The sequence below is a fragment of the uncultured Chloroflexus sp. genome (genome assembly GCF_937951745.1).
Lineage (GTDB): Bacteria > Chloroflexota > Chloroflexia > Chloroflexales > Chloroflexaceae > Chloroflexus.
Map to the genome: position 1 here is coordinate 20483 of NZ_CALFBQ010000003.1, position 25776 is coordinate 46258.

General features: G+C 57.8%; 16 protein-coding genes. 8 read left to right on the forward strand and 8 right to left on the reverse strand.

The annotated features are described in order from the left end of the window. Nucleotides 1-108: 108 nt before the first annotated feature. The gene (locus Q1A59_RS00825; RefSeq protein ID WP_298401968.1) at nt 109-363 is read left to right on the forward strand and encodes a UPF0158 family protein; all 255 of its coding nucleotides are present in this window, start codon (nt 109-111) and stop codon (nt 361-363) included. Between the two features lie 69 nt (nt 364-432). On the opposite strand, the gene Q1A59_RS00830 is transcribed toward Q1A59_RS00825, so the two are convergent. Then, complete coding sequence (locus tag Q1A59_RS00830) at nt 433-1710, reverse strand: ABC transporter permease (RefSeq protein WP_298401965.1); 1278 nt, start codon at nt 1708-1710, stop codon at nt 433-435. A 91-nt stretch (nt 1711-1801) separates the two neighbouring features. On the opposite strand from Q1A59_RS00830, the gene scpB reads away from it, so the two are divergent. The 3 genes from scpB (at nt 1802) to Q1A59_RS00845 (ending at nt 5615) form a co-directional block, all read left to right on the forward strand. After that, a complete protein-coding gene (scpB, locus tag Q1A59_RS00835; protein WP_298401962.1) occupies nt 1802-2383 on the forward strand; it encodes an SMC-Scp complex subunit ScpB in 582 nt (193 codons plus the stop codon). Between the two features lie 476 nt (nt 2384-2859). Next, nucleotides 2860-4299 carry a chromosomal replication initiator protein DnaA gene (dnaA, locus tag Q1A59_RS00840; protein WP_298401959.1) on the forward strand — a complete coding sequence of 480 codons (1440 nt, stop codon included), beginning with the start codon at nt 2860-2862 and terminating at the stop codon, nt 4297-4299. Nucleotides 4300-4355: 56 nt separating this feature from the next. Continuing rightward, the gene (locus Q1A59_RS00845) at nt 4356-5615 is read left to right on the forward strand and encodes a glycosyltransferase family 39 protein (protein ID WP_298401957.1); all 1260 of its coding nucleotides are present in this window, start codon (nt 4356-4358) and stop codon (nt 5613-5615) included. Between the two features lie 20 nt (nt 5616-5635). Here the strand turns inward: Q1A59_RS00845 and Q1A59_RS00850 are convergent, their stop codons facing one another. After that, complete coding sequence (locus Q1A59_RS00850; RefSeq protein WP_298401955.1) at nt 5636-7024, reverse strand: S41 family peptidase; 1389 nt, start codon at nt 7022-7024, stop codon at nt 5636-5638. A gap of 131 nt (nt 7025-7155) precedes the next feature. On the opposite strand from Q1A59_RS00850, the gene Q1A59_RS00855 reads away from it, so the two are divergent. The 3 genes from Q1A59_RS00855 (at nt 7156) to Q1A59_RS00865 (ending at nt 10938) form a co-directional block, all read left to right on the forward strand. Then, nucleotides 7156-8292, forward strand: coding sequence for a PLP-dependent aminotransferase family protein (locus tag Q1A59_RS00855; protein WP_298401953.1), 1137 nt, complete (start codon nt 7156-7158; stop codon nt 8290-8292). Nucleotides 8293-8384: 92 nt separating this feature from the next. Beyond that, nucleotides 8385-9314, forward strand: a complete 930-nt coding sequence (locus Q1A59_RS00860) for an RluA family pseudouridine synthase (RefSeq protein WP_298401951.1) — start codon at nt 8385-8387, stop codon at nt 9312-9314. Between the two features lie 85 nt (nt 9315-9399). Further along, nucleotides 9400-10938: a hypothetical protein gene (locus tag Q1A59_RS00865; RefSeq protein ID WP_299643425.1), complete on the forward strand. Its 1539-nt coding sequence runs from the start codon at nt 9400-9402 to the stop codon at nt 10936-10938. Here the strand turns inward: Q1A59_RS00865 and Q1A59_RS00870 are convergent. The 4 genes from Q1A59_RS00870 to Q1A59_RS00885 form a co-directional block, all read right to left on the reverse strand. Beyond that, complete coding sequence (locus tag Q1A59_RS00870; RefSeq protein ID WP_298401945.1) at nt 10935-11318, reverse strand: TIGR04086 family membrane protein; 384 nt, start codon at nt 11316-11318, stop codon at nt 10935-10937. The genes Q1A59_RS00865 and Q1A59_RS00870 overlap by 4 nt on opposite strands. Nucleotides 11319-11460: 142 nt before the next feature. Continuing rightward, nucleotides 11461-11718, reverse strand: coding sequence for a hypothetical protein (locus Q1A59_RS00875; protein ID WP_298401942.1), 258 nt, complete (start codon nt 11716-11718; stop codon nt 11461-11463). A gap of 396 nt (nt 11719-12114) precedes the next feature. Next, entirely contained in the window at nt 12115-12420 is a 306-nt protein-coding gene (locus Q1A59_RS00880) for a hypothetical protein (protein ID WP_298401940.1), read from the reverse strand. A gap of 58 nt (nt 12421-12478) precedes the next feature. Then, nucleotides 12479-13204, reverse strand: coding sequence for an ABC transporter ATP-binding protein (locus Q1A59_RS00885; protein ID WP_298401938.1), 726 nt, complete (start codon nt 13202-13204; stop codon nt 12479-12481). A 171-nt stretch (nt 13205-13375) separates the two neighbouring features. Between Q1A59_RS00885 and Q1A59_RS00890 the strand changes: the two genes are divergently transcribed. Further along, nucleotides 13376-16141, forward strand: a complete 2766-nt coding sequence (locus Q1A59_RS00890; RefSeq protein ID WP_298482542.1) for a valine--tRNA ligase — start codon at nt 13376-13378, stop codon at nt 16139-16141. Nucleotides 16142-16565: 424 nt separating this feature from the next. Here Q1A59_RS00890 and Q1A59_RS00895 read toward each other — a convergent pair whose 3' ends face one another. Then, entirely contained in the window at nt 16566-17402 is an 837-nt protein-coding gene (locus Q1A59_RS00895; RefSeq protein ID WP_298401934.1) for an alpha/beta fold hydrolase, read from the reverse strand. Further along, nucleotides 17399-25750, reverse strand: a complete 8352-nt coding sequence (locus tag Q1A59_RS00900; RefSeq protein WP_299643432.1) for a GAF domain-containing protein — start codon at nt 25748-25750, stop codon at nt 17399-17401. The genes Q1A59_RS00895 and Q1A59_RS00900 overlap by 4 nt, the downstream gene beginning before the upstream one ends. Nucleotides 25751-25776 lie beyond the last annotated feature (26 nt).

A 25776-nucleotide genomic window follows, 5' to 3' on the forward strand; every position in this document is an offset into this window, starting at 1 on the left:
ACGATAAACGTTACCACTCTGTCAACTTGCAAGAGCGGGCAGGTTCGTGTACCATCATCGTGATTCGGCGGTCGTTCGTATGCCGTCGTTAATCCACTGGAGGATGCTGTGGCCGCTAACATCAATCGTGAGCAAATTCGTGCCGCGCTGGCCGAGACCGACCCGGCTGTGAGCTTTTATCTCGACCTGAACTCCGGTGAGGTGTTGCGGGTGCCCGACACCGATCCAAGCGCCGAGGCGGAAGCGCTGCGCAATCAGGTAATGGAAGGGTATGGCGATCGGTATCGGTATATTCCCGGCGGCAAGGCTAGCCCTACCGATGCCGATGTGCAGGAATGGCTTGAAGCTGAGGGGCTGGCCTAAATTGGGCATGTTCGGCAAGGTGAGATGAGCATTCATCTCTGCCTTGCCCATGCTATTGCGGCTGCGCGGTTATTGTTTTTCATACGGTTTGCCTACCGCCGCCGGCCCCACAGCGCGGCCAATCAATCCGGCCAGCACAATCATTGTCACCACATAGGGGGTAATCTGCAAAAATTGCACTGGCACCGGGCCGCCAAAGACCTGTACCTGTAAGATTTGGAAACGCGTACCTAATGCCTCGGCAAAGCCAAACAGCATTGCGCCGCCAAAGGCGCCAAACGGCATCCACTTGCCAAAGATCATCGCCGCCAGCGCGATAAAGCCCTTGCCAGCCGTCATTCCGTCGTCAAACTGGCCCACCGTTTCCAACGAAAACCATGCACCACCTAGCCCGGCAATGCACCCGCTGATAAAGATATTGAAATAGCGCATCCGGTTGACCGCAATGCCAACCGTGTCAGCGGCTTTAGGATTCTCGCCCACGGCTCGCGTGCGCAAGCCCCAACGGGTCATGAAGAGCACGATGTGGGTCAGGATCACAAGGAGCAGCATAGCGAAAAAGATCGGCTTGCCGCTGAAAATCAACGTTCCCAACACCGGAATTGATTCGAGTGAGCGGGCAAGGTCGGGAAAACCGGCGTTGGCGAGCAGGCCGGAAAGCGACGGGAGCGTGATCCGTCCGCCACCTTCAACTACGATATACTGCCGTCTGAGGTAGCCGGTCACACCTATCGCTAAGATATTGACCACCGTACCGCTAATAATTTGGTCGGTGCGGAATGAAATTGAGAGTACGCCATGCAAGAGGGCTATGACGCCGCCGATAACAACTGCTCCAATGACGCCAACCCAGATATTGCCGGTGAAAATGAAGATGGCGAAGCCAAAGGCTGCCCCCATCAGCATCATGCCCTCGATGGCGATATTGATCACGCCCGATCGTTCGGCCCAGATTCCGGCCAATGCCCCAAGCGCCAGCGGTGTGCCGAGGCGTAATGATTCGCTGAGCATCACGGTCGCATTGGTTTGTTTCCCGGCTGCGGCCCAGATCAGAATGGCCGGGAACAAGAGCACCGCGCTTGTCCATAGCAGACCGTTGGCCCAGCGTTGGGCGCGATTGCTAAGGCCTAACACACCGGCAATCAGTGCGATCAAACCGATAAAGGCTAAGCTCCACGCAGTGGGGAAGGCAATCACCGGTTGCGGCACCGCCAATGCAATGCGGGTCACCACGGTATCGCCCGCCAGTGCCAGCGGTACGTAGTTGAACAACATCAAAAAGCCCAAGAGGGTAAAGAAACCAGCAATTACTTGCCGGCGGGAGATGCCACGACGGCGTTCACTCATTGACAACGTCCTTTCCTGCTTGCACTTGCAACCGATATGATACCATAAGCAATCATCTTCTGGAATAGCGCCTAATGCTCGAACATAGCCTATGACTGAGTCTGAACACGTCGCACCTCTAACCAATGCCGGTTCACCAGACCAGCCGGCGCTCTTTCCCGATCCGGCGCCACCCTCGTTGGCGCAACTGATCGAAGCGGTGCTCTTCGTTGCCGGCGAACCGGTGACGATCGAGCAATTAGCGCGTGTGTTAGAGGCGCCGCTCGCGCAAATGACCGCAGCTATTGATGAATTGAGCCAAAGCTATGCGCAGCGCGGGATTCGCCTTCAGCGCCACGGCGATCAGGTGCTGTTGGTCAGCGCGCCGGAAGCGGCGCCGGCCATTCGCCGCTTGCTCGGTGTGCAACACGGCCAGCGTTTGTCACATGCCGCGCTCGAGACGCTCGCGATTATTGCCTATCGCCAACCTATCACGCGCGCCCAGATCGATGCCATTCGCGGCGTTGATAGCAGTGCGGCGCTACGGGCGTTGCTGGCGCGCGATCTGATCTGTGAGGCTGGCCGCCTCGAAACGCTGGGCCGGCCTATCCTCTACGCCACGACGCCGGCGTTTCTCCAACAATTTGGTTTAACGAGCCTTGCCGATCTGCCGCCGGTTGATCTCCCGGAATAATGGCGCAGTGGCTGTTATCGCTGCGCCATGACTCTATCCACGGTCTTCTCCCCGCCTGTCCACTTGTTATCCACATGAAAAGTAGGGTGATCGCGCTTGTTGCTCGATTAGTGACAAGCGCACCAAGATGCGCTAAAATGGAAACTGTGCGGCAAATTGGTTGCCGGTTTATCCACAATTATCCACAATTTAATCTCAACATAACGCAGTCTCTATCTCGCTACGATCACAAGAAACAAGCCTCTACCACATCTCATTACTATAAGGAACATTTATAGATCTCCCGCATTATGTTGCTTGAAATATGGGGGCAGATCGAGTATGATCACACCACGTCAACTGAAGACTTGCTGCCCGCTCTCACCACGAGCGCACTGAGCCTGAGATGTTAACTGCTGCATTGCCGATCCCGCGTTTCGGCGCGGGTGATTCATTATGTGCGTGATGGTCAAGCGCGGCTCGCAAGGAGGCGCAGTGTGAACCTAACTCAAATCTGGAAAGCAACATTGAACGCCCTGCAATCGCAAGTTTCGCGCCATGATTACGATGCGCTCCTGCGATCGGCAACCCTGTTGTCGCTTAACAGCGGCGTAGCGCGGATTGGGGTCTCGTCACTGGCTCAGAAAGAAGGGCTGGAAAACCGGTTGTTAATGCCGCTCCGCAACGTGCTGACGCGGGTCGTTGGCTACTCGGTGCAAGTGCAGGTGCTGATTTCTAACCCATCGTTGCGCCCTGAATTGCTTCCTGCCTCGTTTAACGGGTCGCGGTTTGCTGCTGAACCTGAACCGATGATCGTCGAATCTTCCGCGCCGGCCTTTATGCCCGGCAATGGCGCCAGCGAGCGCGCTGTCCAACTCGATTTGGCCAGCGCAATGCGTTCAGGGATGCTTAATCCCAAATATACGTTCTCTAGCTTTATTGTCGGTTCGAGCAACCGCTTGGCCCACGCCGCTTGTCTCGCTGTGGCCGATAACCCCGGCCAAGCTTATAACCCGCTTTTCCTGTATGGCGGCGTTGGCTTGGGTAAGACCCACTTGCTCCACGCGATCGGCAATCGCGTGCTCGATCGCGATCCCGAAATTAATGTGCTGTACGTTTCGTCTGAGAAATTTACCAACGACTTGATCAATGCCATTCGCCGCCAGCAGACCGAAGAGTTCCGTATGCGCTACCGGAATATCGACGTGCTGCTGATCGACGACATTCAATTTATTGCCGGCAAAGACGCCACCCAAGAAGAGTTTTTCCATACCTTTAATACGCTCCATTCAGCAGCGAAGCATATTGTGATTAGCTCTGATCGCCCACCTAAAGCGATTCTGACCCTCGAAGAGCGGCTGCGTTCGCGCTTTGAGTGGGGTTTGATCGTTGATGTCCAGCCGCCCGATCTTGAAACACGCACCGCGATTCTGCGCGCTAAGGCCGAGCAGATGAGCGTGCATGTGCCTGATGAAGTGATCGATTTTTTAGCCCATAAGATTCAGAGCAATATCCGCGAACTTGAAGGCAGCCTGAACCGGGTTGCGGCCTACGCCGAACTCAACCGGTTGCCGATTACCATCGATACGGCAACGGCTGCGCTGGCCGATCTGTTGGGCAATCAGCGCCGCCGCCGCGTCAGCGCCGAGGCGATTTTGCAGGTGGTGAGCGAACATTACGGGATCGAAGTTGAGCAACTGCGCGCTCGCAACCGCTCGCGCCACGTGGTGGTGCCGCGTCAAGTCGCGATGTATTTGCTGCGCGAAGAGACCGAGAGTTCGTTGGTTGATATCGGTAATCTGCTCGGTGGGCGTGACCATACCACAGTTATGTATGGTTGCGAGAAGATTGCTGAGGAAATTAATACCGATAGTCATTTGCGTAATGAAGTCATGACGATCCGGGAACGGATCCAGATGATGCGCGGCGTGTCATAAGGATATAACAACGCTATGCTCCTACGACACGCCGCCCTTTTGGCTCAATGCTGTTGATGAACCGGTTCGATCGCCTCTTGTGGCTGCTTACCCTGATCGGTTTGGCGATCCGGGTAGCAGCCGTTTTGGTGCTCAATGACTATCGCGCGCCAATCACCGCCGAATACGGGATTGTGGCCCACAATCTGGTTGCCGGCAAGGGGTTTTCCGGCGGCGGCTGGCTTGGCCCCGAACAGCCGACGGCGCTCAATACACCGCTCTACCCGTTATTTCTGGCGTTTTGGTTATGGATCGGCATACCCCTGCCGTTTCTTGCCGTTGAGTTGGCGCAGGCAGTCCTCTCAGCCCTTATCATTTACTTGATCGGCAAGATTGCTGCCCGGGTGTTCGCGCCAGCGGTTGGGGCTATCTCGGCGGTGGCGACAACGTTCTATCCGCCCTTGATCTATTTCTGTAAGCAGATTTCGCCGGCTATCTTGACAGCGTTTTTTACTGCGCTCGTTTTTTATGCTATCGTACTGTTTTTTGCCCATCCGGGCCGAAAACGCGCGACGTTGCTCGGCGCGGTGTGGGGCGTTGGTCTGCTAGCTGAGCCGATCTTGCTGGTGGCTGCGCCGGGGGCGACCTTGCTCTATTGGTTCCGGCAAACACCGTCAGCCCGGCAACGGAGTACGTTGCTGCTTGCCGGTGCTGCGTTGGTCGCAGTGGTCATTGTCGCGCCGTGGACGGTGCGCAACTATCTGGTGTTTCACCGCTTGGTGCCGCTCAAAACCTCGTTTGGGCTCAATTTCTGGATGGGCAATAATCCCAATGCTACCGGCTTTCTCTACACTATGGCTGGCGAACCGATGCCGAATACGCTCGCGCCTGAGCGAGCAGCCTATCTCGCTTCCCTTAACGAAGCCGAGCGCTATGCCGTGTTGCAGCAGGAAGCGTGGCAGTGGATCGCTGCCCATCCCGATCGCTTCCTTGAGCTGACCATCAAGCGGATCGGCTATCTGTGGCTGATTTCGCCAACCTTCCAGATCACCAGCGAAAACATTGCTGAGCCGGGCTACTTTTACCTCATACGCTACGCGATCCAGATCCCCCTGTTGCTGTTAGCTGTGATTGGCGCAGTGATCGCGTATCGGTGCTACCGGGCAGCGTTGCTGCTCTGCCTCTGGTGGCTGGTTGCGTTTACCGTACCCTACGCGATCTCGGTGGCCGGCAATACTCGTTATCGGCTGCCGGTCGAGCCGATCTTGCTGATGTTGGCGGCGGTTGTGGGTTCGGTGGTGCTAACATGGTGGCAGGGTCGTCGCGTTCATAGATAACTTCACCTCGCCGGGTGGCTTTACTTAAGTAGATTGATCGCCGCTTGCAATTGGGGATCTTCTTCCGGCGGGAAACGCCACCATTCCGCTTCAATCAGCACATCAGGTATGATGCCGATGCCCTCGATCAGCGTGCCATCGGGTAGTTGATAAGCGACTTCGGCCAGTAGCAAACGTGATCCATCGCTAAAATCGTACCCGTAGAGATTTTCGGTATTGCCCGCCGACGGTACGCCGACAATGGTGGCTTGGCGCAACACTCGCATTCCGGCTGCGAACATCTCAGCGGCGCTCGCCGTCTCGTTACTGACGAGCACCACCACCGGGATGTTGGTGAGACCGGGGATCGCGCGTCCGCGCGGAATCCGCTGCTCTTCCCGATCGCGCCGCCCAACCGATGCGCCGATGCTGCCGCCGTCGTGGAAGAGAGCGATAATGTTGCGCATCACGTGAATATAACCGCCGCTGTTGTCGCGCACATCGATAATCATCCCGCGCACCGGCGCGCCAGCCAGCAGGTTGGTGAGTGCGTCACGGGCTTGCACGTCGGCGTTATCGACATAAAAACTAGGAATGGTGAGCAAGCCAATGTCGCCGGTCAACCGCTCGGCAGTTACCCGATTGAAGATGGCGATATCGATCACTGCCCGCATCACCTCAACCTCCCGCAGCGGTTCGTCGCCGCGCTTGATCGTCAGTCGCACCGTGGTGCCGGGGATGCCGCGCACCGCGCCAATCGCGCCGGCAGGGCCAAACGCATTGGGGTCATTAAACGGAATGCCATTTACCGCTACAATTAGGTCACGCGGACGCAACCCGACCTGATCGGCTGGCCCGCCGGCAACGACGCGCGTGATCAAACCGCCTTCATCAATTGTGCGCACACTCACACCAATGCCGCCATACTGCAATTGGCCACGCGCTTCGGCGATCTGAGCCGCCACTTCCTGCGGTGATTCGTATCGCGAATGGTCGTCGCCAAGCTGCGCGATCATATCGCGCATCATCGCGTAAAATTCCTCGGGTGTTGTTGCTGCCTCAACCTTAGGTTGCAGTTCGGCGCGTACTGCCTGCCAATCGAGGCCGTTATAATCTTCGTACAAATAATTGTCGCGCACCGTCTCCCATACTTGCTGGAAAATTTGTAGGCGCTGATCCCGGCTGAGCGGGGCTAGCGTCGGGGTTGGCGCGATGGTTGCTACCGGTGGCGCTGGCGTCGGCGAAAGATTCAGTCCGCTTGTTGCGCCGCCAGCCGGTGCAGGGGTTTCAGCCGGCAATGGGATTCGGGTAGCTGGCGCAGCGGGCCGGCTGTAGCTGGTGGTCGTTGGCTCGGGTTCGCTGCGCACGAATGTGCAGCCAGTAATTACTAGCGTGGTCAGGAACAGCAGAATGATTCGTAGGCGATGCATAACTTTTATAACTATAGATGCCCTTGGTTCGGAGCAAGTTGCTGCTCAACTGTATGATACCATTAGCGTTATGCCTGCGCGGTGAGAGCTTGCTTAGGAAGGTGGCGCTGGCATGAGACGCGAGAGACCGTATGTTGCCAGATATTCAATTCGTGCAACGACCGGGGATGATCGAATTCGGCTGGGGCCATCTTGCCGCTGAGCTGTTGCCACGCGCCGAAGTGTTGCGCGCCGCAACGTGGACTTTGACCAACGATGCGCCGGCAGCGTTGACCTATGGCTACGCTCAAGGGCCGGGCCGGTTGCTGGCCCTGCTGGCCGAGCGCTTTGCTGTGCCCGAAACCGAGCTGATGATTACCGGCGGCACCTCACAGGCGCTCGATATGCTCTGCAAGCAATTCACCAAACCGGGTGACGTGGTGCTAGTCGAAGCGCCCACCTACCATCTGGCCTTGCGGATCTTTCGTGACCACGGTCTCCGTTGTGTGACGGTACCGGGTGATCAGCAGGGGTTGCACGTGACCGCAGTGACGGCGCTCGTCAAGCTCTTGCGTAGCCGGGGCGAACGGATCGCTTTTCTCTATCTGGTTCCGACCTACAACAATCCTAGCGGCGTCACCTTGCATGCTAAGCGGCGGGCTGAATTGGCCCGCTTGGCGACGGCGTTAGAATTGACTGTGATCGAAGATGAAGCATACGCCGAGTTATGGTACGACGCGCCGCCGCCGCCGCCGATTGCGAGCTTCGCCCCCGGCGGTCCGCTCATCCGGCTGGGCAGCTTTGCCAAAGTGTTGGCTCCCGGTCTCCGGTTAGGCTGGATGCAAGCGCCGGCAGCCGCGATTCAACGCTGCACCCAAGCGGGTATGCTCGACAGTGGCGGCGGAGTCAACCATTTCACGGCCCACGTGGTATTGGCTCTCTTGCAAGCCGGCGATTTTGAGCCGCATCTGCTACATTTGCGGGCTGCACTACAGGTGCGCCGCAATTCGCTCTTGGCTGCGCTGGCCCGCTCGATGCCGGCTGGCGTCACATGGCGTCCGCCGCTAGGTGGTTTTTTTGTCTGGATGCGCGCGCCGGCACCGATTGATACCACAGCACTGCTGTGCCAAGCCGAAGCGGCGGGTGTTTCCTACGTTCCCGGTGAACGGTTTTATGCCAATGGCGGCGGGCGTAACGAGCTACGGTTAGCATTCTCGATGTTGCCGGAAGCTGATATGGTTGAAGGCGCGCGCCGCTTGGGTCAGGTGTTGAAGCGAGCGATCGGTTAGCGTAAGCCCGCCGGCCCGCCAAAAGAATTGGGCCGCGGGCCGCCAGCCCACCAGCAACAGTTGTCGCGCTGCCAGACCGTTTGGAATAACGCATGCCTCCCATCTCTGTTTCGCTTTTACTAACTAGCAATGATACTGGCCGTCCGCTCGGCGACATCGCCGCCGAACGCTTGGGAGACGCTGGCCGGCAAGCTGCTGCTCGGGGTGGTCTGTGGTTGTGCCGGCGTCGGGTTACGCCTGACACGCCCGCAGTAACCGGCGAGACGCTGATAGTGCGGCTGCCACCGGTTGGTGGCTACTGCGATGCGCCAGTAACGTTTGCTCATATCATCTACGAAGACGATGATTTGTTGGTGATCAACAAACCGCCCGCCTGCTACGTCGGTGATACGCCATGGGATGCGCAGGGTAGTGTGTTGGCGGTCTTGACGCGGTTGCTCGCCGCGCGCGATGGCCAAGCGCCAAATCTCCATCTTGCCCACCAACTCGACTTCGGCACCTCAGGGATTCTCGTGCTCAGCAAGCATCCCCGCGCCAATGCGCCGCTCCATACCGCGTTCAACCGTGGGCAGGTGCAGAAACGATATTTAGCTGTCTGTACTGGATATATGCCGGTTGAGACAGAACTCGTGACCGGCCATGGCCGCGCTGCCGGTGGGCGCTGGCGCCTCTACGATCAGTCAGAGATCGGGCGAGTGTTGCCTAACGGCCAACGCGTCAAATTGGCGCATACCCGCTTCATGCTGCGCCGTCAATTCGCCCAAGCCGCCCTTGTATGGGCCATTCCTTTGACCGGGCGCACTCATCAAATTCGCCTCCACCTCGCAGCGTTGGGCTGCCCAATCCTCGGCGATGAACGCTATGGCGGGCCAACGGTGGTTGCCGGTCTGCAGCTAACTCATTCGCTCCTTCACGCTGCCGAACTCAGCTTGCCGCATCCGCGTGATGGCAGGCTGCTGCATCTCTTCTGCCCGCCGCCGCCAGTGTTTGTGACATCTGTTTCCCATCTCGCCGGCGGCTAGGTGCGCGGCGCTGTGCTACAATGTCCGCAATATCTTAGCATCGTCGCTATGCACCTAGCATCGCTGTTGTTCTCTGAATTCACCAATGCTTACCGAAGAACATCAACCTGATCTCACCGGTGCAATTCAAGCAGTTATCGCTGCGCTACAGCGTCAAGCGCGCAACGACGGCGAATTGCGCCACCATCTGCGTGTGCTTGGCGCTGCGTTGCTGAGCATTGCCGGCGATAGTGATGATGCCGATACCAATGCGCTGGTAGAAATCATTGTTAATGGCGAGCGCAGCGGATCGTCTGAGTTGCAAACGGAAGATGTCGCTGATGGTAGGGCAACGGCTGATGCGAACGTACCGGTGCTGCCGCCGGCAACGGATGATGATCTAAAGCTTTTAGCCGCTCATTTCGCCGGCCAACTTGATGTAACCGATCAACCGGTTTCTGCATTGCCGAGTACGCCGTCCGATCAAGGCGGAGCGATCCAACTTGCCGAATTGAGCGATTGTTTTCAAGCCAAAGTTATGCATATTCGACAGTCATTAGGCTCATTAGGCAAGAATCCGCTCGGATCATCACCTTGCACGCAATGGATCGACGCTAAACTCAAGCAATCGGCTCAATCTCAGCAGGATGATTGGGAAGTACTAGCCGGTTCATGCGAAGTGGCGGCGCTAGTGGCCGATGCCTTGAGCGAGATGGTGAATAACGCCGCGCTCAAGAAGCACTTACCGGAAGGTTTGTTGCTTGCTGCTGAGGCCCAATCTGCGGTTGCCGCCGCCGTGCAGCGGTTGCACAAGAAGCCTGATCCAGCCCAAGAGCGTTTCTTTCGGTGGCTGCGGCAACGAACCGAAGCCGAGCAGGTGTATCTGCCGCGCTATATGCGGCGAGGAGACACGGCTGACCCGAATCAGTGGCAAGAACGACTGGTACGGGTGCAAGCGTGGCGGGAAACGCTTGAGAGAGAGATCTATCGTCGCCGCCACGAGCGTAAATTGTTCGGCAAACTGCGCTACCAACTAAGCCAAGTGGATAGTGGGGCGGCTGATCAATGGCCGCGTGCGCTGCAAACCATCAGCGCGCTAATCGATCTTGGTGTGCCGCCGAGCCACCGTATGCTGCGCCAGTTGCTGTGGCCGTTCCGTGATCAACTGAATGTTGCCAGCGCCGAAGCGCGGCAGTTGGCATGGGTTGCGCGTGAATTAGCCCGTGCAGCAACCTCGCCAGTAGATGCTGAACCATTATCTCCCGGCGACCGCGACGAAAAGCTGGTCGAGCAAGTGGCCGATCTGCTGCGCAATACGAGCGTCGTTTTAATCGGCGGCGATGAACGTCCACTCGTGCGGCAAACAATCGAAGAAGCCTTTGACCTGCGCGAGTTGATCTGGTGCGATACGCGCCCGCATCGTAGCCATCTCGTTGTTGAGCCATTCATTGCACGCGCAGAAGTGTCGGTGGTGCTCTTGGCAATCCGATGGGCAAGCCACGGCTTAGGCGCAGTGCGAGAGTTCTGTGAACGCTACAATAAACCGTTGGTGCGGTTGCCGGCTGGCTATAGCATCAATCAGATTGCGCACCACATTTGGGAACAGGCGAGTGAGCGGTTAAGCGTATTGCCGAAGAGCAGTTAACCCACCCGTGGCGAGTGCCGCACCCGTCCGGCTAACATCCCTCCCACGGCGCCAAAGGTGCAGCCAATCACTTGCCCTAGCAACAACAATGGCGGTACAGTGATCCCAACGTTAGCGAGGGCTGCGACGAGAATCCCGACTACTCCCACCAGCAAGCCATGCATCGCATAGGAGTTATCGGCCAGCCACCCGGCGACAAACCCGCCTACGCCAGTCAAACTAGCGCCGATCAAGATCAGAAGTATATGGATTGGATTGGATAGCGATGGAGCGGTGAACACCGCACTTTGCCCGGTGGCCAAGATGACCACCTGCAACAGAATCGTAAACGCGAAATCGGCCATAAAACCAGAAATTACTGCCGTCCAACGAATATTCACGGCTTTCCTTCGAGGATGATAACGCCAAAGCGCGAAAGATTGCCAATGGTACGCGCTTCCATTGGCGAGCATGCCAGCGCCAATATCGTAACACACTCCGCTTCGCGCCATTGCATTCGCAGGTTGCGTTAGCTTCCTCGCGTCAACTTGCCATTCGCCAGACGAAGAGAAAAACGAGCAGTGAGATCTGCAAGGCATGAGCAACATCATACCGCGCCGCGCTCCAGAATTCCTCTTGGCCCAGCCACCACCAGATCCGGTTGAGACCGGAGCGTACCCGGATATCGCTGTCCCATCGTTGGAGATGAGAGACGCGAGCTAAGCGTAACAACCGGCGAAGACTATTGGCGAGCGTAACCATCCACGCTCCCGCAACCAGTAGTTGCAGTAGCACCTCCATGCAATACACTCCTTTGATGTGGTGTTGTGGTTTGCGTCAGTGGGCGCCGGCGCTGGCGCGGAGTGATGACAAGATCACTCTTTGTACATAGTATGCACTGATTTTGTCCAAAAGCGCAAGGGGGAAGGGCGAAGAATTTCCCGGTTGGGTGGTGAAGGTTATCTTAAGGGGGCAATGTTCCCATTGTCATTGCGACGCAGCGAAGTAATCCCCGCTCACGCGGGAGCGATCCGCTCCGGCATACGTTCCGCTGAAGGGGAGATTGCTGCGGTCGGGCACCACCTAGCGCTACTGGGGAGCGCCGCTCCCTCGCCATGAGATGGGCGGCGGCCCCCGCCCAATAACGCGAACTTGCGGCAGTGAAACTGCCGCAATCCCTATCATCACATCGCTTGGCTAGTCGTCGTCATCTCCGGCGATCCGGCGCATCCGGGCTACAATGGCTGTCGCTCCCACTAAAGCCAGCATCGAACTGCACATGACTAGCATCAGCCACGTCGCATAACGACCAAGCAGTGCGCTGATCGGCGATTCCTCCAGATCTTGCGCGGTACGTGGTGTGATAGCGTTGGTTGTGATGGTGAGCGTGGGGGTTGGCGTGGCAGAGGCGCTCACGGCTACACTGGCCGGTGGCGCAGCGAGCGCGATCGTGGCGAGGATGGTTACGAGCAGGACACGGCTCAGGAATGTTCGGTTGTGCATACAGGCGTCTCCGTGACGGCGGCTCACCCAGCGTTATCATAACAAATCTGCCGTCCGGTCACGCAATGGTCGTTTCCCGCTGCCACGCCATCGTCCGGTTCTTGACCGGCTGGTCGTCGGCGATCTGGCCGTCGCGCACACTGATGATCCGCTCGGCGTGTTGGGCGACGTCGTGTTCGTGCGTCACCAAAATGACAGTGATGCCCTGCTCGGCATTCAGTCGCTGAAAAATGCCCATAATCTCGGCCCCCGTGCGGCTGTCGAGCGCGCCGGTCGGCTCGTCGGCCATAATAATCCGCGGCTCGTTGACGAGGGCGCGGGCGATTGCTACCCGCTGCTGTTGCCCGCCCGACAACTCGTTGGGCCGGTGGTGCAGCCGGTCGCCCATCCCGACAGCCTCTAACGCCATCCGCGCCCGCTCTTGCCGATCGGGCCGGCCCTTCCCGTACAGCATCGGCAACTCGACGTTGCGCAACGCTGTTGTGCGCTGGAGCAGCATATATTGCTGGAAGACGAAGCCAATCTTCTCGTTGCGGATGATCGCTAACTCGTCGTCGGTCAGATCGCCGACGTTGACGCCATCGAGCAGGTATTCGCCTGAAGTGGGCCGGTCGAGACAGCCGATTATGTTCATCAGCGTGCTTTTGCCGCTGCCCGATGGCCCCATGATCGCAACCATCTCGCCTTGGTTGATCGTGAGCGAGACTCCGCGCAAGGCATGCACTTCGGTTTCACCCATGACGTAGATTTTGGTGATATTGTTCAATTGAATCAGCGGGGTCATAACATTCCTCGCCACAATGGTTGATGATGTCTGGCGCGCGGCTGTGCGCGGCTGTCATGATTCGCATTGTACTCGATCTTATCCCTCCCGCGCCTGACATCGCTGTGCCGGAAAGACTGGTATAATAGTTTCTAATGTGACGGTATTCTAGCGCTAATTGTTGAGGCATCTATGACCGATCCGGCTGCCGCCCGCCCGCTAGAGATGGATAAAGCCTACGAGCACCGCCTTGTCGAGCAGCGGCTCTACGATTGGTGGGAGCGTAGCGGCCTGTTTGCGCCGCGCGATGACGCGCCCCGCCCTCCGTTTGTCATCTCGATCCCGCCGCCTAATGTCACCGGCGAGTTGCATCTCGGCCACGCGATGTTTGTCGCGATCGAAGACTTGCTGATCCGCTGGCGCCGTATGCAGGGGTATCAGACATTGTGGGTACCCGGTACTGATCATGCCGGCATTGCTACCCAGACGCAGGTTGAGAAGCTGCTCGAGCGCGAGGGAACGTCGCGACAGGCGGTGGGTCGCGAAGAGTTTTTGCGCCGCACGTGGGAATGGAAAGAGAAGTACGGTGGCGAGATTACGCGCCAGTTGCGCCGGCTCGGTGCGTCGTGCGACTGGTCGCGCGAGCGGTTTACCCTCGATCCCGGTTTGTCGCGCGCGGTGCATACTGCGTTTAAGCGCCTCTACGATGATGGCCTGATCTATCGTGGCACTTATCTCGTCAATTGGTCGCCCAAGCTGCAAACCGCCGTTAGCGATCTTGAAGTCGAGTACGAAGAGCGTAATGTCTCGATCTGGTACGTGCGCTACCCGATCCGCACTGCCGAATGGGTCGGCCCCGCAGCGCCGTGGGGGTCAGGCCAGTGGGCTGCCGGCGCGACTGAGTTTATTACCGTCGCTACTACGCGCCCGGAGACAATTTTGGGTGATACAGCGGTGGCCGTCGCTCCCGGCGATGCGCGTTATGCCCATCTGGTCGGCAAAGAGGCGATCTTACCGGCGCTGGCTCGCCCCATCCCGATTATCACCGACGAGTATGTCGATCCAGAGTTTGGCTCCGGCGCGGTCAAGATTACCCCCGGCCACGACAAGAATGACTACGAAGTCGGCAAGCGCCACCACTTGCCGATGATTAATATTATGAATCCCGATGCGACCATCAACGAGGCGGGCGGCCCCTATGCCGGGTTAGATCGCTTCGAGTGTCGCAAGGCAATACTGGCCGATCTCGAACGCGAAGGCTTGCTGGTCAAGACCGAACCGCACAAGATGAATGTCGGCATTAGCCAGCGCGGCGGCGAGGTGATCGAGCCGCTCCTCTCCGAGCAGTGGTTTGTTCGCACCAAGCCGCTCGCCGAGCTGGCGATCGCCGCCGTGCGCGATGGCAAGGTGCAGATCGTGCCCGAACGGTTCGAGAAGGTCTATTTCCACTGGCTGGAAAACATCGAAGATTGGTGCATCTCGCGCCAACTTTGGTGGGGGCATCGCATTCCGGTCTGGTATATGCCCGATGGCTCGATCGTCGTGCCCGGCCCCGACGAGCCGCCGCCTGCTGAGGGCGTGCAAGACCCCGATGTGCTCGATACGTGGTTCAGTTCCGGTCTGTGGCCCTTCAGCACGCTCGGCTGGCCCGACGACACCGAAGACTACCGCCGCTTCTACCCTACCAGTGTCATGGAGACAGGGTACGATATCCTGTTCTTCTGGGTGGCGCGTATGATGATGATGGGGTGCTACCTCACTGGTCAGCCACCTTTCCACACCGTCTACCTGCACGGGTTAGTGCGCGACGAGCATGGTCGCAAAATGTCAAAGTCGTTCGGCAATGTGGTCAATCCGCTGGAGGTGATCCAGCAACACGGCGCTGATGCGCTCCGCTACACGTTGGTGACGAGTGGCACTCCCGGCCAAGATGTCAACCTCAACCCGCAGCGGATCGAGGCGGCGCGCAATTTTGCCAATAAGATTTGGAATATCACTCGCTTTGTGATCGGCAAACTCGGTGATCTGCCGCGCAACGAGAGCGTGAAGGTAACGCCGGAGGAGCTGCACGCTGCAGATTTCACCCTCGCTGACCGTTGGATCCTCTCGCGCTACGCTCATCTGGTGGCAGAGGTGGATCGGTTGATGGAAGGCTACAACTTCGGCGAAGCGGGCCGCCAGATCCACGATTTCCTCTGGGGCGAGTTTGCCGACTGGTATGTCGAGATTGCCAAGGTGCAGCTCGAAGGCGATGTGCAGCGAGCACAGCTTACCCGCCGCGTGCTCTTCACCGTGCTCGATGGCAGCTTGCGCTTACTCCACCCCTTTATGCCCTTCGTCACCGAAGAGGTGTGGCAGTACTTGACCGAGGCCTACCAGCGCCCCGATCCCGGCCCCGATACAGCGTACTCCGAGCTTGGCCTGCGCACGCTCAGCTACGCGCCGTATCCGATGCCGGTGGCAGGTATGAGTGATGAGGCGGTCGAAGCCGATTGGGCACTGGTGCAAGAGCTGATCGTCGCGATCCGCAACGTGCGCAGCGAGTACAAAGTCGAGCCGGCGAAGTGGGTGGCGGCTACAGTGGTGGCCGGTGAGCGGGCCGATCTCTTGCGCGGGCAAGCGCCGCTGATCAGCCGGTTGGCCCGCGTGGCAATGGACGATTTGACGATTGTTGCCACGCTTGGCGAGCGTCCGCGGCAGGCGGCCTCAATCGTGATCGGTGCGGTGGAGTGTTTCCTTCCGCTGGCTGGTCTGATCGATCTAGCCGCCGAACGCACCCGTCTGCAAAAAGAGCTGGCCCAAGCCGAGGCCGATGTCGAGCGGCGTGCTTCTCGTCTCAATAACGAGAGCTTTGTTAGCAAAGCGCCGGCTCACGTCGTGCAACGTGAACGCGAAGCACTGGCGGCTGCTGAGGCTGCGTTGGCCCGCTTGCGCGCGCGCATTGCTGAGTTGGAGTGATACACAGTGTGTTCCCCCTCCCTCCGCATACGGGGTGGCGGGCAGAACATCTAACCCAGTACACTCATTTGTTGCTGTAAAGGGAGCTGGCCCTTCAGGGCCGAGTTCCGGTGACGAAACCCGCTGCGCCGACTGATGCCCCTCACCCCCAGCCACTACTCTCGCGCTAGTGGGAGCGGTGGCTGGGGGTGAGGGCGAATCGGATCATCGCAAAGCTATCAACTACGCTTGCGCTCATGCGTTCTATCCGTCCTTGAACCGTGAATGGGGAGAGGGCTGTGTCCAGCGCTAGATTCAAGCAACAGCGGATGATGGTCATATCCATCATCCGCTGTGGTGTCTCTGCCTATTATTGAGCTGATCGCTCGGTGAATTTTTCTTCACAAAACGCGGCAATGCCCCGTTTTCCCGCTAAGTCGTGGCATTACAAATACTCGCGCTGATTAACCCGCCGCCGCCACTCCTCCTTGATCTCAATCGCCGTTCCCTGCGAGACCAAGAAATCGAGCAACAACCGGCCAAAGGTATTAGCCTGTTCGAGGAAGGGGAAGTGGCTGGCTTTCGGCAGCACCAACAACTGGATCGGGCGTTCAGCCAGTTCGTTAAGGAAGGCAGCGTGAACCGGATTGACGATCGGGTCTTTGCCGCCGTATACCGCCAGCAACGGTGTTTGCAACGAAATAATATGCGGACGCAGGTCGGTCTCTAAGAGCGATTCATGCACCTGATTGAGTACCTTTTCACTCAAGCTCGCTGTGTCTTCCTCAATCTCGTGCTGAATTTCAGCATCAGCCACCTGCAACGAACGTACCATCCGCACCCAGCCATTCTGCGTCGTGTTCATTCCTAACAAGCGTGACAGTGTGCCCGGCTTGATGTGCTGCGCCAGTATCTGACCGTGCAGCGGCGTTGCCACCGTCAGCAGCCGGTTAATCCGTTCGGGGTATTGATGGGCCGCGAGGATTGCCACCATCCCCCCCATACCGTGCCCGACCAAGGTGGCGCGGGCGATGCCGAGGCGATTCATAAACTGCAGCAGCATCTCGACATAGGTGTTGACGGTAAATTGATCGCCGCGGCGGTCGCTCTCGCCAAAGCCCCAGAAGTCGAAAGCGTAGGCGCGATTCCGCTCAGAGGCGATATCCATAATCGGCACCCAATAGCGCCACGATCCCATCCAGCTATGCAGGAAGATGATCGGCTGGCCACGGCCAAAGACTTCATAATGGGCGAGGCGGTTATCGAGGTGGATGACGCTCATAGTTCCACCTCCTCGGTATGAGTGCCGTTGGACGCCTGTTGCAGCGGGATCGCGAACGAGAAGGTGCTACCCTTGCCCAGCTCGCTGGTCACCCAGATCTCGCCGCCGTGCATCTCAACCAATTGCTTCGCGATGCTCAACCCTAATCCGGTACCGCCGGCGACATCACGTAGCGGGTTATCGGCACGGTAGAAGGGACGGAATAGTTTCTTTAGTTGTTCAGGTGACATACCAACGCCGGTATCTTCCACCTCGATCTGCATCATATTGGCCCGGTTTACGAAGGCGCGCACCGTAATCGAGCCACCCTCATAGGTGTATTTCACTGCGTTTGAGAAGAGGTTGAAGATAATCTGGCTCACCCGCTTCTGATCGGCTATCACGTATGGCAGGGCGGGTGAGGCGTCAATTCGTACCGTCATTCCCTTGCGCTCATACTCGAGTCGCAACGATTGCACCACTTCCTCAATAACAATTGGGATATCAACCTGCGTAAAGGTCAACTTCTTCTTGGAGTCGGGCCGCGAGAACTCTAGAATATCTTCGATCAGGGCGCGTAACCGGTTGGTATTGTTCTTGATGATGTTCAAGTAATTGAGCTGATCGGGCGTCAGGTTGAGGCTGGCCGTCAGCAACAGCACATCGATATAGCCCTTGATCGCCGTGAGCGGTGTGCGCAGCTCGTGGCTAACGTCGGAAATAAACTGGCGCTTCTCTTTATCAGCCTCGATTTCGCGCGTAATATCTCGCAACACTGCCACTTCGCCATAATGCTGGCCATCAGGGCTGCGCACCGGCGCGATATTGATCGCGATCACCTGCGTGGGATCGGTCAAATCAACTGATGTGCTAAAGATGCTTTGCGTCTCTCGCATCCGGCGCAAGCCATGCAGAATGCCGTTGTAGATTGCTTGGCCGCGCCGCCGGCTCGCTTCATCTTCGCCGATCTCGGCCAAGCGAGACAGTGGTTGGCCGAGTACTTGGTCGGCAACCATCTCCAACACCTGTTCAGCCGCCGGATTGAAGAGCGTAATCTGCTGCTGCGGATCGAGCACAATGACGCCTTCAGTCATCGAGCGGAACACCGCCGCGCTCTTTGACGACTCTTCGCGCTGCTCTTCGAGCAGCACCGCGTTGCGGAGCGCCAGATCGTTAATAAAGCCGTAAAGCTGCGCATTATTGACTGCCGAGGCTACGACGCTAGCGATCGTGCCTAGCAAATTCATTTGCGAGTCGCCGAAGTAGTTCCGTTGCGGGCTTGACAGAATCAGTACACCGATCGCGGTATCGCTCGTCTGCAACGGCACGCCGGCCACCGAGCGCACATCATCGGCGCGACCGAGTTCTTTCAGCCAGCGCGGATCGCGATCGACATCGGGGATATTGACTGGCTCGAGATGGTGTATGATCCAGCCAGCCAACCCCTCAGTTCCATCTGAGAAGCGCAGCGGTATATTCGCCCCCTCGACGTGGCCGCGACCGTAGAGAACGGCACGGCATATCAGCGCATCAGTGGCAGGATCGCGCAGTATCAACGAGCCGCGTTCTACCCCAAGATTTTCGGAGATAAGCTCAAGCGCGCGCTGAATGATCAAGTTCAAATCAAGCTGAGTTGTCAATTCCAGCGTGATCCGGTTAACCGCTTCAAGCCGCTCTTTCTCCTCTGATAACAAGCGAGTGGCCTGCTCAAGCTCAGCGGTGCGTTCGCGCACCCGTGCATCCAGATCGGCAGCCAGATTGCTAATCTGATCGAACAGGCGCGCATTCTGGATCGCTTGGCTCGCTTGGCTGGCAATGGTAAATGTGACCGCCAGCGCCTCTTCATCATAGGCGTCTGGTTCTTTGAGGCTGATGGTCAGGATGCCGACCAACTCATTGTCAACCAGCAGCGGCGCACCGATCCATGAACCATCGCTCCACCCAAGCCGGCGAAGGTCGTCAAAGCGCGGGTCGCTTTGCGTGTCGGCGATCAGTATCGGTTGGTGTTCGATCGCCATAGTCTGGAAGAGGCTACTCGCTTCGAGGGCAATGCTGCTCTGAAGGGGTATCGTTGGCCCAAAGCCATACGCCTCGACAACGCGGAGATCACCGTAGCCCTCATCGCGCAGCAGCATGGCGGCGCTATCATACCGCACAATCCGCTGCAGTTGGCTGAGCACCAACGTCTGAATTTCGCGCAGCGCCAAGGTAGACGTGAAGGACTGCGCCACTTCGCGCAGCATATCGGCTTGGCGACGCCGTTTTTGCTCAATTGCAAAGAGCTGCGCGCTCTTGAGCGCCTGCGCCGCTTGATTGGCCAAAATCGACAGCAGCGAGATCTGGTGCGGTCTCCACTCGTGCGGGGTGCGCATACCAACCCAGATCGCTGCCAGCCGTTCTTCGCTAGAACCAACGGCAATACCAAGCGCACTCCGCACACCGAGTTTCACTGCATGGTGCTGGCCATCCTCAATCTCGCTCAGATCGCTAATCGCAATCGGCTGGTCGCGCTGTAACAGCTCGGTCGTCAGACCGCCACGGCGGAAATCAACGTTGATGTCTTCGCGAAACTCATACCCATCGATCAAGACTTGCCGTTCGATATTTCCCCGCCGGTCGAACCGGAGCACGGCGCCCAGTTCAGCCCGCAGTAGACGCACGGCTGCATCGGCAATGAGCATCTGGATGGTGTCTGTATCAAGGGTGCCAGACAGATTCTGTGACACCTCGAACAGGGTGCTCATCTCGCTCGCGTTTTGGCGCGTTTCGCTAAACAGCCGGGCATTGTTGAGGGCTACCGCTGCTTGATTGGTGACGGTGGTGACAAAGCGCAGATCGTTCTCATCGAAGGCGTGTTGAGCGTAGCTCTGAATGTTGATCACGCCTAACACTTGGTCACCATAGATGATGGGCACAACCAAATACGACTCTTCAATCGCTGTATCGTCACCTATTCGTCCTTGGTCAACCAGCAAGCCCATTGCCCGCGCTGCTGCGGCCGTGCTTAATAAGAGTGGTCGCCGGTTGCGAATAACCCAACCGTTTGTGCCCCCGCCAAGCGGTCGCGGTTCAAGCCAGATTCGCTCGCCACGGTCGTAGGCGATAGGATAGCTGAGCGTATTGCTTGCTTCATCGTACAGGGCAATCAGTGAGGTGCTGGTATCAATGATCTCGCTAATCCCCTGATGGAGCCGTTCGATCAATTCGTAGATGTCAAGCGAGGCATTAACCGCTGCGCTAATCCGGTTAATAATCGTCAGCTCAGAGATTCGCTGCTCGCGTTCTTCAAACAAACGCGCATTTTCCAGCGCCGTTGCCGCCTGATCGGCGAGGCCGGCCAGCAGCAGCATTTCATCGTTCGTAAACTGGCGCCGGTAATTGGTCATCACACTGAGCACGCCGATGATCTGCTCACGGTAGATCACCGGCACACCCATAAATGAGATCAAGTTGTTGCGCTGTTGGTAATTGGGGTAGAGTGATCCTCCCTGCGTATTAACATCTTCGATTATCAAGGGCTGGCCGGTTTCGGCCACCTTTCCGGTAAAGCCCTGCCCGATCGGCACCCGCATCGTGCGGCCTTGCTCAGCTGGAATGCCATCGAGTGCCGCCGGCGTCAAGATATTGCCCTCGCTGATCGTCCACAACGCCACGGTGGTGACGTTCAACTGGCGGCTTACCAGCTCCATCAGCTTATCGAGCACCTCTTGCGGGCGCAGCAACGATGAGAGAATGCGCGCTGCGTCGAGCAATGTTGATAACTCGCTGACCTTCTGGCGGGTTGCTTCGGCGCTCCGTTGTGCTTCGACAGTGGCGCGCGCGCGCGCAATCGCGGTGCTGGTCTGGTTGGCAATCGTCTGGCAGAGTTCGAGCACCTGCGGTGAGAAGGTGCCATACCGTCCGACGAAGTCTAGCCCGACTGCGCCAATCACTTCATCATTGAGAATAATCGGAATGATTCCAATCGACCGAATATCGAGCGCGTGAAAGGTCTGGTGGGTTGGCGCGAAGAGTGGGTCGTTCTGAGCGTCTTCAGAAACGAGCGGCCGTTTCTCGCGGTCGAGCCAGTCAACCGAGGGGTTGTCAAACAGTTGGATCCGGAGCTGATCGAGAAGGCCGCTCTCGACATACTCGGCGACTGCCGGCGCATACCCGCTTTCGCGGTCGTAGATGACCATCCGCGCTTGATCGACGCCGGTAGCAGCGGCCATCGCGTTGACGATCTCTTGGTAAATGGCCTGCAAGTCGGTCAGCGCGTTGGTTGTGGCGGAAACTCGGTTGATAAGGGCTAGTTGCTCGACTTGGGCCTGTGCCCGTTCTAGCAAACGAGCATTCTGCACGCCAAGCGCTAATTGGTTGGCGACGGTGGTCAGAAAGGCGCGTTCGCGTTCATGGTAGATGCCGGGGGTATAGCTCATCACAGCCAACACGCCGACCACCGTCTGATCACCGATCAACAGTGGTACCCCCAACCAAGCCGCCGACTCACGCTCGGATCCAAACTTGACTGGACGGAAGCCTGCTTGATCGGCTTCAGCCGTCAGATTAACAAACTGGAGAGGATGGCGTGTGCGAATAATATACTCGGTCAAGCTGCCCGGCTTTGGCGGCTCACGTCGTTCGGTAATGGTCTCGATCCCTTCATCCACCTCGTAGCAGAAGGTCATTTCATCGCTTTCCGGGTCATACAGGTAAGCAACGAAGGAATCGAGGCTCAGAAAACTGCACAGATGATGGTACACATCGCGCAGCATCTGCCGCTGATCGAGGGTCGAGGCGATGGTCTGCCCAATGCGATTAATGCTATTCAGCTCAGTAATGCGCTGCTCACGTTCGGCGAACAAGCGCGCGTTTTCCAGTGCAATCGCGAGTTGGTTGGCCAGTGCCGCTAAGAAGCGGAGCGTGCGATCGGTAAAGGCGCCCGCGGTCTCACTTTGCACCGACAGCACACCGATCACTGCTCCTTGGCTGATCAGCGGCACTCCGATCCACGAACGCACCTGTCGGCCTTCACTCACTAAGATTTGAGCTTGGTCGTGCAAGTTGCTATTCAGCAGATCATCGATCCGTAATGGATTGCCCTCGTCAATAATCTTGGCAGTCAAGCCCGCTTTCGGCGCCGTGCGTTTGTGATATGCAGCCAACGTTGCGCCGTGTTGCTTGAAAAGTTCAAACCGTACCGTCTCTTGCTCAGCATGGTAGCTGGCAATGTAGAAGAAGTCCGGCGTGCCAAGGAACGCGACAATCTCTTGATACACCCGTTCGAGGAGCGTATCGAGATCGGTAGTAGAGGTTGCGGCTGCACCGACGTGGAACAGCGCCGCCATCTCTTCGGCCCGGTCGTGCGCTTCGCGGAACAATAGGTGGTTTTCAATTGCAATCGCGGCCTGATCGGCGAAAATTTCTAGCGGCTCAACCGTGCGGGCCGTTGGGCGCTGGCGATCTTCGGTGTCGCTGGCAAAGATCATTCCCAGCAACATCCCATCGGTTGAGTAGAGCGGCACGCAGAGCCGGTCTTCGAGTTGCCATTCATTGCCGCTACGTTCATCAACGAACGGATGATAACCAAAGATGCCGGTGTCGAAGCCTGCTTCAAGTGCCCGTGCTTCATCTGCCGGAATAAAGTAGGTTCGTCCTAAGCGGAAGCGTGGATCGAGGTAGCGGGTAGCTAGTTTGAGCGGCAATGGGTGTTGGGCCAGATTCGCTTGTTCGCTAAGCGGGATGCCGGCGGCTGCCTCCAGATAGAGATAATCACTCTGATCTGGCCGGGCAAGGCAGAAGAGCACGGTTCGCAGCCCAACCGCTTCGATAATGCTATAGCCAATCTGTTCAAGCAGGCTCGCCAACGACTGGTCGGCGCGTAGTGCCTGCCCGATTTCCAACACATCGTTGAGGATATCAGCCCGGCGCTGGAGCATCTTCGCCATGTGCTCCAGCTCGAGGTAGTGTTGGGCATTCCCAATGCCGATAGCAGCCTGATGCGTCAGAGCACGCAGGAATTCGACCGCTTCGTAATCAAAATGGCGCGATTGTTCCGCCAGCAGCAAGACGAGACCATATACGCTGCCCTGATAGAAGATAGGCGCCGCTAGCGCCGAATTCGCATTCGGGCACAATAACGCCTCGCGCTCACCTTCGCTAAGATGGTCGCTTAGGGCAGCCTCGCGCTTGGTCAGCGCTTCTTGCGCAGTAAGCACCGCTTGACCAAGCATACTGCTAATGAGCCGGCTACGCAGCGGCGGTGTGTAGCCAATTACTTCGACAATGAGGAATGCGCTCGTCTCGGCTTCAATCTCTTCAATCAGCGATTGGTGCAACAGTTCGGCTAGCGAAGGGTTGTTATTTTGGGCATTGGCCGGATTAATGCGCAACGCGATCAAGCCATGACTGGCGCCAGTCGCGCGGAGCGCCTGTTCGAGAACAAAAGCAAGGATTTCATTTTGGTTGAGCGTAATCGCCAGTTGGCTGCCGATCCGTTGCAGGGCGCGCAGTTGTTCGATGCGCAACCGTAGACTGCTATCCACTTGGGCAAACCGGCTAGCATTGGCGATGGCACGTGCCGATTGGCCAGCCAAGATGCTCAATAACCGTTCATCTTCGGCGTTGAAGCTGCTGGGTTGGGCAGAGACGAGTTCTAACGCGCCGAGCAGGGTGTTACCGCTGCGTAATGGGATACCTAGATAGCTGCGCGCCGGCAGATTGGTGTTCAACATCAGCCCGCTTATATCGTCGAGCGTACCCAGCCACGCTGGTGGCAGGCTGAGATCATCGATCCGCAGCAGTCGCTGGTGGCGGGCCACCCACGAGCTGAGTGTGTCACCCTCATCGCCTACCCGGCAATGCAGACCCTGCTGGCAAGCGACGCGCAGGCGTTGGTTGCGTTCGTCAAGGAGCGTAATCCGCCCTCCGCTAAACCGCGCCAATTTCGCTGCGCCGGCTAAGGTTGACTCCAGCGTTTCATCCAGTGAGAGATCCGCTGCCAGTAGTTCACTGATCTGTTGCAGCCGTTCTAGTTTACCTGCACGCCGTTGGGCAGCATCGTAGAGCCGCCGGTGTTGGACGGTCGTCGCGATCTGCGCACTCAGTACTTGCAGCAGATTCCGTTCAATCTGGTCAAGCATGTGAGCCGGAGCCGCATACCCCATCGCCAACAAGCCGACAACCTGATCCTTGCTTCGCAACGACGTCAGCCACACGCTGCGGCAGCCAAACGTCGCCGCATGCGCCGCGATCGGGTTGCTACTGGCTTCAATAGTTGTTTCAGCGATTAAGACCGGCTCGTTTCGCTCGCTCATCGCCTGCAAGGCCGGCACTAGCTTGATTCGCTCAAACCCGCTTACTCCGCTGGCATGCTCGCTGTAGACGGCAATGGTTTGCAATTGGCGCGGTTGGTTCGGATCAATGAGGTAGACCGCCCCGAAATCGGCCTCAAGCGCCAGCGCCATATTCTCGGTCGCGTGGGCGATCGTCTCTTCGATCCTGACCCCCGACCCAATTTCCAGACTATTCTCATACAACACGAAGAGCTCGCGCGCGTGTCGGCTTTCGTGTTGCTGGAGCTTCGTTGCATAGAGCAGCAGGGCAAGCGGGCGGGAAAGGAAGTGAATAGTTTGCGCAGCTTCAGGACCGGGATTCAGCAGCAAGAGCAACCCTACCAACTCAACGCCTACAGAAAGCGGCTCAACTAACAGATCCCATTCGGTCGGGACATCCCGGTGTTGGGTGCGTGTGCGCCACACGCCGCGTTGGTAAGTTTGCAACGTGATCGTTTGCTCGATCGCCTCGTTGTCATTAATCGCAACTTGGTCGGGAAAGAGGGTATCACCGGCGCTGCTGACCGCCCGGATCAGCGTTTGATTGCTAAAATTGATCCAATACACCGCCAGCGCTTTTGCTGGCAACAGTGTCGTCGCCTGCCGACATAACTGCGCGAGTGCTACTGTTAGATCACCGGTGCCGATGTTTTCAAAAGCGGTATAGCCAAGGGCGCGCAATCGCTCACCCCGCTCGTGGACACGCGCGCGCTGCCATACACCAAGGAGGGTCGTGATTTGGGTAATAAGCGCAGTAGTAAACGCAGCCTCGAACGTGGCCGTGAGTGTCAAGCGACCATACAGAGACGTGGCATCCCGTAATTCAAGCGCTGTCCCATTCAGTGGCACGTGCCCCCAGACTACGCTCGCTAATTCGCGTTCATTGGCCAGCAGGGTTAAGCGACCACCAACGCCAAGGTGGCGTTCGAGCAACTCGCCAATCAGCGTGCATAGCTCGGCTGGCTCAGTTTGGCCAAGCGGCTGCTGGCTATGCAAAGCCAGTTGGGCAAGTAGTTCCCAACCCTGAGGAGGTGCTCCGGTGATCGTCGTATCCATAGTGTCGCTATCGCTCCTGCTGACGT